Source organism: Methylosinus sp. H3A, assembly GCF_015709455.1.
Taxonomy (GTDB): Bacteria; Pseudomonadota; Alphaproteobacteria; order Rhizobiales; family Beijerinckiaceae; genus Methylosinus.
This window is the reverse complement of the sequence record NZ_JADNQW010000005.1, coordinates 3460244-3472621: the sequence shown is the minus strand read 5'-3', so window position 1 is coordinate 3472621 and position 12378 is coordinate 3460244. Positions and strand designations below refer to the sequence as shown.

The 12378-nt window shown below is 65.0% G+C and carries 12 protein-coding genes; 9 read left to right on the top strand and 3 right to left on the bottom strand.

Going from position 1 to position 12378, the window contains the following annotated elements; all coding sequences use genetic code 11:
* Positions 1-159: 159 nt before the first annotated feature.
* On the bottom strand, positions 160-1233 hold the full coding sequence (locus tag IY145_RS19040) for a polysaccharide biosynthesis/export family protein (protein ID WP_246722100.1): 1074 nt from the start codon (positions 1231-1233) through the stop codon (positions 160-162).
* Positions 1234-1544: 311 nt separating this feature from the next.
* The gene (gene fixJ / locus IY145_RS19035) at positions 1545-2246 is read right to left on the bottom strand and encodes a response regulator FixJ (RefSeq protein WP_210332692.1); all 702 of its coding nucleotides are present in this window, start codon (positions 2244-2246) and stop codon (positions 1545-1547) included.
* A gap of 374 nt (positions 2247-2620) precedes the next feature.
* On the opposite strand from fixJ, the gene IY145_RS19030 reads away from it, so the two are divergent.
* The 4 genes from IY145_RS19030 (at position 2621) to IY145_RS19015 (ending at position 4914) form a co-directional block, all read left to right on the top strand.
* A complete protein-coding gene (locus IY145_RS19030) occupies positions 2621-2980 on the top strand; it encodes a hypothetical protein (protein ID WP_196409646.1) in 360 nt (119 codons plus the stop codon).
* A 125-nt stretch (positions 2981-3105) separates the two neighbouring features.
* Entirely contained in the window at positions 3106-3657 is a 552-nt protein-coding gene (locus IY145_RS19025) for a NifU family protein (protein WP_196409645.1), read from the top strand.
* 46 nt (positions 3658-3703) lie between these two features.
* On the top strand, positions 3704-4411 hold the full coding sequence (gene tsaB, locus IY145_RS19020; protein WP_196409644.1) for a tRNA (adenosine(37)-N6)-threonylcarbamoyltransferase complex dimerization subunit type 1 TsaB: 708 nt from the start codon (positions 3704-3706) through the stop codon (positions 4409-4411).
* Between the two features lie 11 nt (positions 4412-4422).
* Complete coding sequence (locus tag IY145_RS19015) at positions 4423-4914, top strand: GNAT family N-acetyltransferase (RefSeq protein WP_196409643.1); 492 nt, start codon at positions 4423-4425, stop codon at positions 4912-4914.
* Positions 4915-4921: 7 nt separating this feature from the next.
* Here the strand turns inward: IY145_RS19015 and IY145_RS19010 are convergent, their stop codons facing one another.
* Positions 4922-7369 (bottom strand): TonB-dependent receptor, encoded by a 2448-nt coding sequence (locus IY145_RS19010; protein ID WP_196409642.1) that lies wholly within the window; start codon positions 7367-7369, stop codon positions 4922-4924.
* A 153-nt stretch (positions 7370-7522) separates the two neighbouring features.
* Between IY145_RS19010 and IY145_RS19005 the strand changes: the two genes are divergently transcribed.
* The 5 genes from IY145_RS19005 (at position 7523) to IY145_RS18985 (ending at position 12339) form a co-directional block, all read left to right on the top strand.
* Entirely contained in the window at positions 7523-8383 is an 861-nt protein-coding gene (locus IY145_RS19005) for a lysophospholipid acyltransferase family protein (RefSeq protein ID WP_196409641.1), read from the top strand.
* 105 nt (positions 8384-8488) lie between these two features.
* A complete protein-coding gene (miaB, locus tag IY145_RS19000) occupies positions 8489-9829 on the top strand; it encodes a tRNA (N6-isopentenyl adenosine(37)-C2)-methylthiotransferase MiaB (protein WP_210332852.1) in 1341 nt (446 codons plus the stop codon).
* Positions 9826-10872, top strand: coding sequence for a PhoH family protein (locus IY145_RS18995; RefSeq protein WP_196409640.1), 1047 nt, complete (start codon positions 9826-9828; stop codon positions 10870-10872). Before miaB ends, IY145_RS18995 begins: the two co-directional genes overlap by 4 nt.
* A complete protein-coding gene (ybeY, locus tag IY145_RS18990) occupies positions 10869-11387 on the top strand; it encodes an rRNA maturation RNase YbeY (RefSeq protein ID WP_196409639.1) in 519 nt (172 codons plus the stop codon). The genes IY145_RS18995 and ybeY overlap by 4 nt, the downstream gene beginning before the upstream one ends.
* Positions 11380-12339 (top strand): hemolysin family protein, encoded by a 960-nt coding sequence (locus IY145_RS18985; RefSeq protein WP_196409638.1) that lies wholly within the window; start codon positions 11380-11382, stop codon positions 12337-12339. The genes ybeY and IY145_RS18985 overlap by 8 nt, the downstream gene beginning before the upstream one ends.
* Positions 12340-12378: the final 39 nt, after the last annotated feature.

Genomic DNA, 12378 nt, shown 5'->3' with positions numbered 1-12378 from the left:
ACCAGCGCGCCCGGGCCGCGACATCTTTTGCATCGCAATATCGTCGACCGTCAGCTTGCCCGCGCGACGCCCTTGCGTCAACCGCTATCGCCGCCTCTAGGTCGGAATTCAGAGCTTTGCGCGCAGCCCCATCAGGTCAACCGCCGATCACGTCACGGCTCACTTCACCGCCATGCCGACCGCCGCGCCCTGGATCGCCGGCTGCGTCAGCATGGAGATCAGCTGGAACGCCTTGCCCACCTCGGTCAGCGGCGCGTTGGAGACGAACAATATGTCCTTGTCCCGCATCGCGAATCTCCGCGCCGTGAACAAAGCCGCAGGATTGCGCATGTCGAGATGATAGGCCACCGGAACCAGCCGCTGCGCCGCCAGCAGCGGCGACACAGTCGGATAATCCGCGATCACCGCCGATTGCTCGTAGCGCAGCACGAACAGCCCGCCCGGATCGGCCCGCTGATCGGTGAGGCCGCCGGCCTTGCCGATCGCCTCCTCCAAAGTGATTCCCCGCGCATCGAAGGGCACCACGGCGTTCGCCCCCGTCGCGCCCGCCACTGTGAAGGTCTGCGGCGTGCGCTCCACCGTCAGCACATCGCCGGGGCGCACGAAAATATTCTCGCGCGGATTGGCGAGCAGCGCCTGGATCGGCGCGCGCGCGGTGCGGTCGCCGCGCGTCAGGCTGATGAAGGTCTCGTGAACCGGCGAGCGAAAGCCGCCGGCCTGGGCGATGACGTCCATCACGCGGTCGCCGCGCAGCGTCAGCGGCACACGCGCGCCTTGCGTCACCTCGCCGGTCACCGTCGCCGTATTGCTGATGTTGCGCGACACATTGACCAGCGCCTGCGGCTCGATCGCCTTGCCGCGCAGGCGCTCGACGATGACCGCCTCCACATCCTGCTGCGTGCGGCCGGCCACCTGGATGCGCCCGGCGTAGGGCACGGTCACCGAGCCGTCGCGCCCGACCGTCTGATCCGGTATCGCCGCCGAGCGCGAGCCGGGACTGCCGCGGTCCATCGCCGGCGAGGAGAACAGGCCGCCGGAGGCCGCCTCCCATAGAGTGATCTGCAGCGTGTCGCCGACGCCGATCGGCTGCGTGGCCGGCGGACGATAGTCGCCGAAGGAGCCGCGCAGGCCCGGCGCCCCTCGCTTGGCCAGCGCCGCCGTCACTTGCGTGTCGATCTCGACGAGGGCGAAAGGCGTCTCCGGCTGCGATTCGGTCGGCGTGCCGGCGCTCATCACCGCATCGCCGGAAGGACCGCTGCCCGGAAGAAGGCTGCAGCCCGAAAGCAGGGCCGCGACCGCGCAAACACCGAAAATACGAAGTGTCTTCAAAACCACGCCGCCCCCGACCAATGCTCCGAGCCGCTCCCGGAGCTTCGCCGCGCGCCCAAATGACCCCGTCTCTTTGGCGAAGACAAGGCCTGCCGTGCGGCGACCGCTCTTTATCTCGCCCCTGTGACCCGTTCGCTACAGCCTATGGTTAACGAAAAAAGGACGCGCCGGGGTCCGGAGCGTCCTTTGAAAAACCGTGAGCGGCTTCGTCGCTCTCAGCCTTTGCCGCGCGCCTGCTCGGCGGCGAGAGACATGCGAACGAGCTCGGAGAGACTGCCGGCGTTCATCTTCAGCATCACATTGGCGCGGTGGACCTCCACCGTGCGGACGCTGATGCCGAGCTCGCGACCGATGACCTTGTTCGGCATTCCATGCAGCAGGCGCTCGAGCACCTCGCTCTCGCGCGCGGTGAGCGTCTGCAACCGCGCCTCGATCGTCTGCGTCTCCGCGGCGCGGAACTGCTCCTCCCGCTCATAGGCGAGCGCGAGACGCACGCAGGCGATCAGCGCCTCATTGTCGAAGGGCTTTTCCAGAAAATCGAAAGCGCCCTGCTTCATCGCCTGCACGGCGAGCGACACATCGGCATAGGCGGTGATGACGACCACCGGCAGCGACAGACGCCGCGCCTTCATCGCCTCCAGCAGCTCGATGCCGGTCATTTCCGGCATGCGCGCATCGGTCACCACGCAGCCCGTGTCGCCCGGATCGACCGATGCGAGGAATTGGCTGGCGCTCTCATGCGACCTGACCCGGAAGCCGTCCGTCGATAGCAGAAGGCTCAGCGAGTCGCGCACAGCGTCATCGTCGTCGACGATATGAATGGTGGCGTCTCTGATCGTCCTCTCTTGCGGAATGGAACAAATCCGACGAGACGACTCGTCGACGAGCGCACTCGTCAGCGGAGGCGGCTGGATCATGGGCGTCCTTCGTCTCGAGGAGAAAATGCGACGCGCCGAGCGGATTCGCGCGCCGACGCATGGAACGCGAAGCATTCGAGCGCATCGCGTAGCGACAGACAGATCATCATCAAAAGCCCCGGAATAACCAAGCGCGGAAAAGCCAGGCGATCGACGTCTGCGCCGACTTTCGATCGGCGTGACCCGCGCTATAATCATTATTCGGGCGCGACAGAGATTGACAAACTGGGGAATACACGTAGCCAGGAATCGAGCACGTGCGAATCACGAACGAATGTTCGATAGCTGATCGCGCGGCGCGGCGCGCTTCGTTCCTTTCTCACGCCATGGCGACGACGAGAATCTTTTTCTGCCTGGTGTTATCGGCCGCGGCGATGCGAAGCGCCGCCGCCGAAGAGATCGCGCGCGTCGACGATGACGCGCACATCGAATGGTTGCGGCGGATCGACGAAGCGCGCGAAAGATACGACGCATTCGCGTCGCGCGTCGTCGCCGATTTCGACCACGCCGTCGAAACCCACGCGCCACGCGAAGTTGCGCGTCTCGACGATCCCACCTTGCGCAGAGGCGACATCGTCGTCACGGCGACGGGCCCGATGATGTTCAAGGGCTCGAGCAAATCCGTCTATGATCTCTCCGACTTCGAGCCCGTCGGCGAAGCTCATGCGAGACGTTCGGAGCATCGTGCGGCGCTGCTCGACATATTGCGCGCCCCCGCCCTCGGCGGCCGCTGACTCCGCGCGCTCTCCCCGGGGATGGGGCGGCGCCGCATTTGCTGTCGCGCGGATGATTTCGTGCTAGAGAAGCCACGACAATATCGCCACGCCGGCCTTGAACCGGACGCCGCGGAGAAGACCCCATGTTCATCCAGACCGAGACCACGCCCAACCCCTCCACGCTGAAGTTCCTGCCCGGCCGCCCCGTCCTCGCCGAGGGCGCGCGCGAGTTCCGCACGCCGGAGGCCGCCGCCGCCTCGCCGCTCGCCGGCGCGCTGCTGTCGATCGACGGCGTCGAGGCGGTGATGTTCGGCCCCGATTTCGTCTCCGTGACCAAGACGGACGCCGAATGGGCGCATCTGAAGCCGGCCATCCTCGGCACGATCATGGAGCATTTCAGCTCCGGCCAGCCGATCGTGATCGACGCCGCCGAGGCCGCCCCGGCCGAATTTTTCGATCCTGCAGACGCAGAGACCGTGACGCAGATCAAGGAGCTGATCGTGACGCGGGTGCGCCCGGCGGTCGCCAATGACGGCGGCGACATTACTTTCCGCGGCTTTCGCGACGGAATCGTCTATGTGGCCATGAAGGGCTCCTGCTCGGGCTGCCCCTCCTCCACCGCCACGCTCAAGAACGGCATAGAGAATATGCTGCGCCATTTCGTGCCGGCGGTCGCCTCGGTGCAGCAGGTTTGAGAGGCCGCTTTGAAAGGCGCGCGAAACCCGTCATAATCCGCCGGCAATGAGAATCCTCGCCATAGACACGGCGCTGCCCGCCGTTTCCGCCTGCGTGCTCGATCTGGGCGCCGCTGACCCTATCGCCAGCGAGACGGCGCCGATGGAGCGCGGCCACGCCGAGGAATTGCTGCCGCTCGTCGAGCGCGTCGTCGCCGCGGCGGGCGGCGGCTTCGCCTCCATAGGGCGCGTCGCGGTCACGGTCGGGCCCGGCTCCTTCACCGGCATCCGAATCGGGCTCGCGGCGGGCCAGGCCATCGCCCTCGCCGTGAAGGCGCCCATCGTCGGCGTCTCGACTCTGGCGGCGCTGGCGGCGCCCTACATCCTCATTCCCTTCGACGGCGTGGTGGCGGCGGCGATCGACGCGCGCCACGGCCAGGTCTATGTGACGGCCTATGGGCCGGACGGCCGCACGCTGCTCTCGCCCCGCCGCGTCGGCGCCCATGAGGCGCTGAGGGCGCTGGGCTCCGGCCCGCTGCGCCTCATCGGCTCGGGCGCGCCGCTGCTGGCGGAGGAGGCCCGCCTCGCCGGCCTCGAGGCGGAGGTCGCGAGCCGGGCTGCGGCGCCCGACATCGCCTTTGTCGCTCGGCTCGGCCTCGCGGCCAATCCGGAGACAGCGCCGGCCCGTCCGCTCTATCTGAAGGCGCCGGACGCCAAGCCTCAGGAACGTCCGTCTCAGGAACGTCCGCTGCAAGACGCCCCGGCCGGCGTGTGAGCTGCAGCGTCATGAGTTTGTTCTCGACATTCTTCCCCAAGCCGCACTACGTGATCCGCCCGATCGGGGCCGATCACGCCTATGACTGCGCCAAGCTTCATGCGGCCTCCTTCGCCTTTCCCTGGTCCAAGATCGACTTCGAGAGTCTTTTGACCGACCGCATCGTTCTCGCCGACGGCGCGATGAACGAGCGTCTGCTCAAGGACGAAATGGGCGGCATGGCGCTGTCGCGCCTGCTGCCGCCGGATGCGGAGATATTGACCTTCGCCGTCGATCCGGCGCGCCGCGGAACCGGGCTCGGGCGGGCGCTGCTCGCGGCGCATCTCACCAATCTCGAGCGCGGCGGAGCGCGGCTCGTCTTCCTCGAGGTGGCCGCAGACAATGTGGCGGCGCTGAAGGTCTATGAGCGGCTCGGCTTCAAGACGATCGGCCGGCGCGAGAATTATTACCAGCGCCCCGATGGCGAGCGGCAGGCGGCGCTGACGATGCGATGTGAGCTGTGAAGGTCGCTCATTCGAGCCTGACCTGAATTGTGCCGCCGAAATAGCGCGGCGCATTCTGCATGCCGACAGTCGCCTGCGTGGTGGCGTTGCCTTGCGACCACGCCGTTATATATCGCTGATCGAAGACATTCTTGGCCCAGAGCGACACGGTATATCGTTGGTCGTCGGTGCGCAGGCCGAGTCCCGCATTCACGATCGAATAAGCGGGCTGCCAGTATTGGAACACGGAAAACGGATGGGTCAGCTGGGTCTTGTCCTGCCAGGCGAGATTGACGTAACCGAATCCCGTGATCGAACGGTCCCAATCCGGACCGAGGTCGCGAAGAATCGGCCCTAACGGACGGTCGTAGTTCACGCCGACGTTAATGGCCCATTTCGGCAGATTCTCCCAGCGCGTGTTCGAGCGAGACAGATTCAGAGGCGCTTTGACGAATCCCGCAGGCGCAGGATTGGGAGTCGGCCAAATCCAATCGGAAGGAGGAGCGGCGTTCGAATAGTCGATGTAACGCGCCTCTGTGTAGGCGCCGTTGAAGCTGAACCACAGCCGTTCGATCGGATTCCAACGGCCGGTGAATTCGAAGCCGCGCAGCCGGACATGCGGCACATTGCCCATATAGCTCAAGCGCAGAGGCTGCCCTGTGCTGTCGGTGTAGCTCGTGTCGACCTGCGTGGCCTGAAAGTTGTAAATATCGGTCCAATAGAGATTGAAATTGGCGATGAGCTTGCCGTCGAGCCAATTCGTCTTGACGCCGAGCTCATAGTCCCAATTGCTTTCGGCCTTGGTGATGACGGGCTGAAATCCCTTGAATGTCGTGCCGGATATGATCGGCAGGGCGGCGACATTCGCCGCCCCCGCCTTCTCGCCGCGTCCGACCAGGCCGAACAGGAGAATGTTTTCATTATATTTATAGGAGGGATTGAAAATTCCGGTGAGCATGTTGCGTGACACGCTCGTTCCGCCGGTGTCAAAAAAGCCCGAGCCGAGCGCGCCACGAATGGCGGCGTCCACTTGCGCCGGCGAGAATTTGACGCTCCAGGCCTCCTCCCAGCCGAAGTCGGAGGCCTTCTTGGTCTCGTAGCTGTCTCGCAAGCCGAAGGTCAGCGCCCATTGCTCGTCGAGATGATAGGTCGCCTGTCCAAATCCCGCGACCTGGAATGTCGTCGCTTTGCCGTCCTTATGGTAGACGAAACCATTGAGCAGCGCGGGATCAGTCGCCGGCGTGTTGTACCACTGCGCGGCGTCGCTTCCAAAGTCGTTATGGCTATATGACCAAAACTTTTCATAGAATAAATATGTGCCGAATTGCCACTCCAACGGCTGGTCCTTCGGCGAAGCGAAGCGGAATTCCTGAGAATATTGATCCACATATGTGTTGACAGGACTATTATTGATCTCGAGCGTCTGAAAGCCGGTCATCGGGCCGTGCGGATGTGTCAGAAAGGCCCCCCAGGCGGTAATCGAGGTGAGCGTGTTTTCTCCTATCTGCCAATTCAGCTCGTTCGACGTCCCTATCGTGCGCGTATGATGCGTGCCGCCACGCGTGTAATAGGGCTTGTAGGGGTCCGTGGTGAGAAGGACACGGCCGAGCCTCGACCGGAGCGTTTGCGAATAGGGCGCCGCCAGCGTCCCATTGGCGAAGAGTTGAAGCGAATCGCCGAAGGGCCCGTTCAGGAAGCTATTGTATTCTTCCGACATCAGACGAAAGAAAATCAGCCGGTCGGTGACAGTCTCGCCGACATAGAGCAATTGGCCGCGAACGCCCCAGCGATTATTGTTCAACACCTCGGCGCCGGTGTTCTGATCGCGAATCCAACCGTCGCCCTTATCGAGATAGAAGGTCGCCCGATAGGCGAGCTTGTCGTCTATGACCGGCCCGGTGACATTCAACTTCTCGATAAAATGGGTGTAGTTTGCGAAGGACGTCTCGAAAGTGGCCCGGCGCTCGAAGGAGGGAAGCTGCGTGCGGACGATGACATTGCCGACGGTCGTGTTCTTGCCGCCCGCTGTTCCTTGGGGACCGAGACCGAGCTCGAAAGATTCGAGCTCGACATAGTCGGCCCATTGGAAGCCGACATGCTTGTAGAACACATTGTCGACGACGAATCCCGTCTGAGATTCGACGCCCGCGGCAGTTCCGACGCCCACGCCGACGCCACGAATCGCCGGGGTCGTCGTCTGGGGATTAGCGATGTTCGGCCGGTAGTTGGGCACGAGCTGGGAAAAATCGGACAAACGCTCGAGGTGTTCCTCGGTCGCTCTTTGCCCCGCGACGACGCCGCCCGATCTCGGCGCTTTCAGCAGAACCCTCTCCTCCTGTCGCGTCAATCCGGTCTCGCCCCCGGCGCCGACCTGGACATCCTCGACCAGGGCCTCTTCCGCCATCGCCGGCGCCACGATCAGAGAACCGGCGGCGACACCGGAGAGAAGACGACGCCGAAACGCGACAACGACCATACCAAAGCCTCACAATAATATTACTTCTATCTACTTAGTGTGATTAAAGTCGGCCCGTCAAGCGCCGAGGCCTTTGCCGCGGCCCTGGGGAGGGAGGGAGGAACTCGATCCGCTCTGTCACGAAACTGTCGCTCGCGCGTTGGAAGGAGGGCCATGCCCTATCTGCGCGCGCTCGCTTTCGCCCTGGCGATGACCGGGGCCTTCGTCTTCTTCGTTCCGGTCCAATGGCTGGCGCGCAAGCGGCGCTGGGAGCTGCGTCACAGCATCCAGACCGGCTTCTGCCGCGTCATGTGCGCCATCATCGGCATAGATGTGCGCGAGGAAGGCCGGCTCGCCGGCGCGAGCCCGCGATTCGTCGTCGCCAATCACGTCTCCTGGACCGACATCATCGTTCTGGCGAGCCGCTATCCGCTGGTCTTTCTGGCGAAATCCGAGGTCGCTTCCTGGCCCGTGCTCGGCTTTCTCGCGAGGCTGCAGGGCACGGTCTTCGTCGAGCGCGGCAATCGGCGGGCGATCCCTATCGTCAACGCCGCGCTGGCCGAGCGACTGAAACAGGGCGAGGATATCGTCGTCTTCGCCGAGGGAACCTCCAGCGATGGCGCCGGCGTGCTGAAATTCAACGCGTCGCATTTCGCCATGCTCAGCGATCTCGCGGCCACGGCCGCCGCCGCGCCGACGCTCGCCCCGGCGGCGATTCTCTATACGGAGAGGAAAAGCGCCGCCGGCCGCCGGCTCGACGTCGGCTGGTACGGCGATATGACTTTTCTTCCACATTTATGGAGCCTGATGAAGCGCGGCGGCGCAAATTGCTATATATTGTGGGGCGAGGCGGTGGACCCAGGCTCAGGAGACCGCAAGGCTCTCGCCGCGGCGACCGAGGCCCAGGTCCGTGGTCTTCTGGTCCGTGAACCGTTGGTTCGTGATCTTCCGGCGAGCGGTCTTCTGGCGACGGGCGTTGCGGGCCGGGAAAGCACAGGTAATATCGCCTCGGCTGGAGACCACGCCGACGATTGAGGAGAAACCGAGATTTCCGACGCCGCATCGAAGCCCGCGCCCGCCCCGCTACCCGAGACAGCGCTCGGGACCGCGAAAGCCTATGTGAAATCATATGGCTGCCAGATGAACGTCTATGATGCGACACGCATGACGGATCTGCTCGCGGCGCGCGGCTATGCGGAGGCCGCCAATGAGGACGAGGCCGATCTCGTCGTGCTCAACACCTGCCATATTCGCGAGAAGGCGACAGAAAAGGTCTATTCGGAGCTCGGGCGGCTCGCCAAGCTCAAGGCCGAGCGCGGGGCCGAAGGGCGCGATTATCGAATCGTCGTCGCCGGCTGCGTCGCCCAGGCCGAGGGCGAGGAAGTGTTGCGCCGCCAACGCGCCGTCGATCTCGTCGTCGGGCCGCAGAGCTATCACCGCCTCTCCGATCTCCTGAGCCGCGCCGAGGCCGGCGAGCGAATTGCGGAGACGGATTTCGCCGTCGAGGACAAGTTTCGCGCGCTGCGCCGGGCGGCGGCCGAGGGCAAGCGCCTGCGCGGCGTGGCTGCCTTCGTCACCGCGCAGGAGGGATGCGACAAATTCTGCTCCTTCTGCGTCGTGCCCTACACGCGCGGCGCCGAGGTCTCGCGCAAGCCGCTCGAGATCGTCGAGGAGGCGGAGGCGCTGGCCGCGGCCGGCGTGCGCGAGCTCACCATCATCGGCCAGAACGTCAACGCTTATAGTGGAATGGGTGAGGATGGCGCGCCTTGGTCCCTGCCCCGCCTGCTCGAGCGGCTCGAGCGTATCGAAGGCGTCACGCGGCTGCGCTACACCACGAGCCATCCGATCGACATGAGTCAGGAGTTGATCGACGCCCACGCCGACCTGCCGACGCTGGCGCCCTTCGTGCATCTTCCTGTACAATCCGGGTCGAATCGCATACTGAAAGCGATGAACCGACGCCATGACGCGAGCTTCTATCTGGACATCGTCGCGCGCCTGCGCGCTGCGCGGCCGGATATTGCGCTCTCCTCGGACTTCATCGTCGGCTTTCCCGGCGAGAGCGACGCGGATTTCGAGGCGACGCTGGAACTCATCCGCGCGGTCGGCTTCGCCTCGACCTTCTCCTTCAAATATTCGCCGCGCCCCGGCACGCCGGGCGCCGAGCGCGAGGATCAGATCGACGAGAGCGTCAAATCCGAGCGGCTGGCCGTCCTCCAGGCGCTGGTCGAGGAGCAGCGGCAGGCCTTCAACGCCGCCACTGTCGGCCGCACCGTCGAGGTGCTGTTCGAGAAGCCCGGCCGCCACGAGGGTCAGATCGCCGGCAAGAGCCCCTATATGCAGCCCGTCCATGCGCTGGGCGGCGAGGAGCTTATCGGGAAGACTGTGCCGGTGACGATCGTCGCCGCCGGCTCCAATTCGCTCGCCGGACGCATCGCCGGCCGAACGACCCCGGAAGATGCGAGGGAGGCCGCGCTGTGACGCTCGACCGCGAGAAACGGGTCTTCGAACAACCGGATGCGCCGCGCACGGGCGAGCCGGAGGCGGAGGTCACGCTCGCCTTCGAGGACAATCGCTACGCCTCGCTCGTCTTCGGACTCTACGACCAGCATCTCGCCAAGATCGAGCGGCGCCTGGGCGTCGCCTGTTTCGCCAATGGCAATCATGTCACGCTCAAAGGCCGGCCCGACGCCTGCGATCAGGCCCGCCGCGTGCTGGAGATTCTCTATGGCCGCGTGCAGCTCGGCCAGAATGTGGGGCTAGGCGACGTGGATGGCGCGATTCAAGAATCGGCCCGCCAGGGCAGCCTCTTCCCGGATGCGGACTCGGGCCGCGCCGTCTTCGAGCAGGTTGCGACGCGCCGGCGCGGGCCGGTGCGCGCCAGAAATCTCGCCCAAGACCTCTATCTGCGGGCGCTGAAGCGTCATGAGCTGGTTTTCGCCGAGGGGCCGGCCGGCACGGGCAAGACCTGGCTCGCCGTCGGACATGCGGTCTCTCTGCTCGAGCAGGGCGTCGTCGAGCGCATCATTCTCTCACGGCCGGCGGTCGAGGCCGGCGAGCGCCTGGGCTTCCTGCCCGGCGACATGCGCGAGAAGGTCGACCCCTATATGCGGCCCATCTATGACGGCCTGCACGACTTCATGGACCCGCGCATGGTGGAGCGCGGCATTCAGACCGGCATGATCGAGGTCGCGCCGCTCGCCTTCATGCGCGGGCGCACGCTCACCAAGTCCTGCGTGCTGCTGGACGAGGCGCAGAACGCCACCTCCATGCAAATGAAAATGTTTCTCACCCGCCTCGGCGACGGATCGCGTATGATCGTCAATGGCGACCCCTCGCAGACCGACCTTCCGCCCGGCCAGAAGTCCGGATTGAGCGAGGCGATCGCCTTGCTCTCGGGAATAGAGGGCGTCGGAAGTGTGAAATTCGCCGAGGGTGATGTGGTTCGCCACGACCTCGTGCGGCAGATCGTCGGCGCCTATGAGGCGGCCGGGCGGGAGAAGGCGAAGCCTCGAGAGCCATGAGCGTCGCGATCGACATCATCGTCACTGCGCCTTGCTGGGAACAGCAGGCGGGGCTCGACGAGCTGACGGAGAGTACCGTGCGCGAGTGCGTCGCCCAGACGGCGGCGCCGCTCGCGCAGGACTGCGAATTGAGCGTCAATTTCACCGATGACGCGACGATCCGCGAATTGAACGCGCAATGGCGCGGGATCGACAAGCCCACCAACGTCCTCTCCTTCGAGACGCCCGGCCCGCTCGCGCGCCGTATGGCGCTCGGCGATATCGTCATCGCGCATGAGACGGTCGCGCGCGAGGCCGCGGAGCAGGACAAGAGCTTCGACGCGCATCTCACTCATTTGCTCATTCATGGATTTCTGCACCTGATCGGCTACGACCACCAGACGCCACGGGAGGCGGAAGCGATGGAGGCTCTGGAGCGACGCATAGCGGCGTCTCTCGGCCTCGCCGATCCTTACGAAGGCTCCGACCCCGTGGCGGAGCTCTCATCGACAGGAAAATCGAACAACAATGTCTAGGACGGAAAACGGCGAGCATTCGGCCTCGCGACGCGAGCAGCGGAGCGGCATCGTCGATCGGCTGCGCGCGCTCATCGGGCTGGGCTCGCCCTCGGTGCGCGAGGACATAGAGGAGGCGCTGGAAGGCGCCGCCGGAGACGTCACTCCGCATGAGCGCGTGCTGCTGAAAAATGTGCTGGCGCTGCATGATCTGCGCGTCGCCGACGCCATGATCCCGCGCGCCGACATCGTCGCCGCCGCCCAGGACGCGACGCTCGGCGAGACTCTGGCGCTGTTCCGCAACGCCGGCCACTCGCGCCTGCCCGTCTATGGCGACACGCTCGACGATCCGCGCGGCATGATCCACATTCGCGACTTCGTCGATTATCTGGCTTCGCTCGCCGAACGCGCCGAACCCGCGACGACAGCCGCGCCGGACGCGCCTCGAGCCGAGCATGCGCCGACCGTCTCGCTGGCCGCGATCGATTTTTCCGCGGAACTCTCCACCGTCACCGTGCTGAAGCCGGTGCTCTATGTGCCTCCGTCCATGCCGGCGCTCGATCTTCTCGTGAAGATGCAGGCGACGCGCACCCATCTGGCGCTCGTCATCGACGAATATGGCGGCACGCATGGTCTCGTGACGATGGAGGACATCGTCGAGATGATCGTCGGCGACATAGAGGACGAGCATGACGTCGATGAGGAGCCGCGCATAGAGACGGTCTCCGACGGCGTTTTCCTCATCGATGCGAAGGCCGATCTCGAGGAGGTCTCGCAGCGGCTCGGCGTCGACTTCACGCCCGATGACGACGGCGCCGAAGTGACGACGCTCGGCGGCCTCGTCGCCTCGCTCGCCGGCCATGTGCCGATGCGCGGCGAGATCGTGCCCGCGCCGATCGACGGCTGGGAGTTCGAGATCGTCGAAGCGGACCCGCGCCGCGTCGCGCGCCTGCTGGTGCATGCGCCGAAATAGGCGCGACGAGACCATCGACGACGCCGATCATCGCGCCTT

Bases quoted from the DNA above. Each gene is read 5' to 3' on its own strand.
- IY145_RS19015 (WP_196409643.1), top strand. From the start codon at position 4,423: ATGAGTTTGTTCTCGACATTCTTCCCCAAGCCGCACTACGTGATCCGC.
- fixJ (WP_210332692.1), bottom strand. From the start codon at position 2,246: ATGATCCAGCCGCCTCCGCTGACGAGTGCGCTCGTCGACGAGTCGTCT.
- IY145_RS19005 (WP_196409641.1), top strand. From the start codon at position 7,523: ATGCCCTATCTGCGCGCGCTCGCTTTCGCCCTGGCGATGACCGGGGCC.
- IY145_RS18985 (WP_196409638.1), top strand. From the start codon at position 11,380: ATGTCTAGGACGGAAAACGGCGAGCATTCGGCCTCGCGACGCGAGCAG.
- IY145_RS19030 (WP_196409646.1), top strand. From the start codon at position 2,621: ATGCGAAGCGCCGCCGCCGAAGAGATCGCGCGCGTCGACGATGACGCG.
- miaB (WP_210332852.1), top strand. From the start codon at position 8,489: ATGAACGTCTATGATGCGACACGCATGACGGATCTGCTCGCGGCGCGC.
- IY145_RS19040 (WP_246722100.1), bottom strand. From the start codon at position 1,233: ATGAGCGCCGGCACGCCGACCGAATCGCAGCCGGAGACGCCTTTCGCC.
- ybeY (WP_196409639.1), top strand. From the start codon at position 10,869: ATGAGCGTCGCGATCGACATCATCGTCACTGCGCCTTGCTGGGAACAG.
- IY145_RS19025 (WP_196409645.1), top strand. From the start codon at position 3,106: ATGTTCATCCAGACCGAGACCACGCCCAACCCCTCCACGCTGAAGTTC.
- IY145_RS19010 (WP_196409642.1), bottom strand. From the start codon at position 7,369: ATGGTCGTTGTCGCGTTTCGGCGTCGTCTTCTCTCCGGTGTCGCCGCC.
- tsaB (WP_196409644.1), top strand. From the start codon at position 3,704: ATGAGAATCCTCGCCATAGACACGGCGCTGCCCGCCGTTTCCGCCTGC.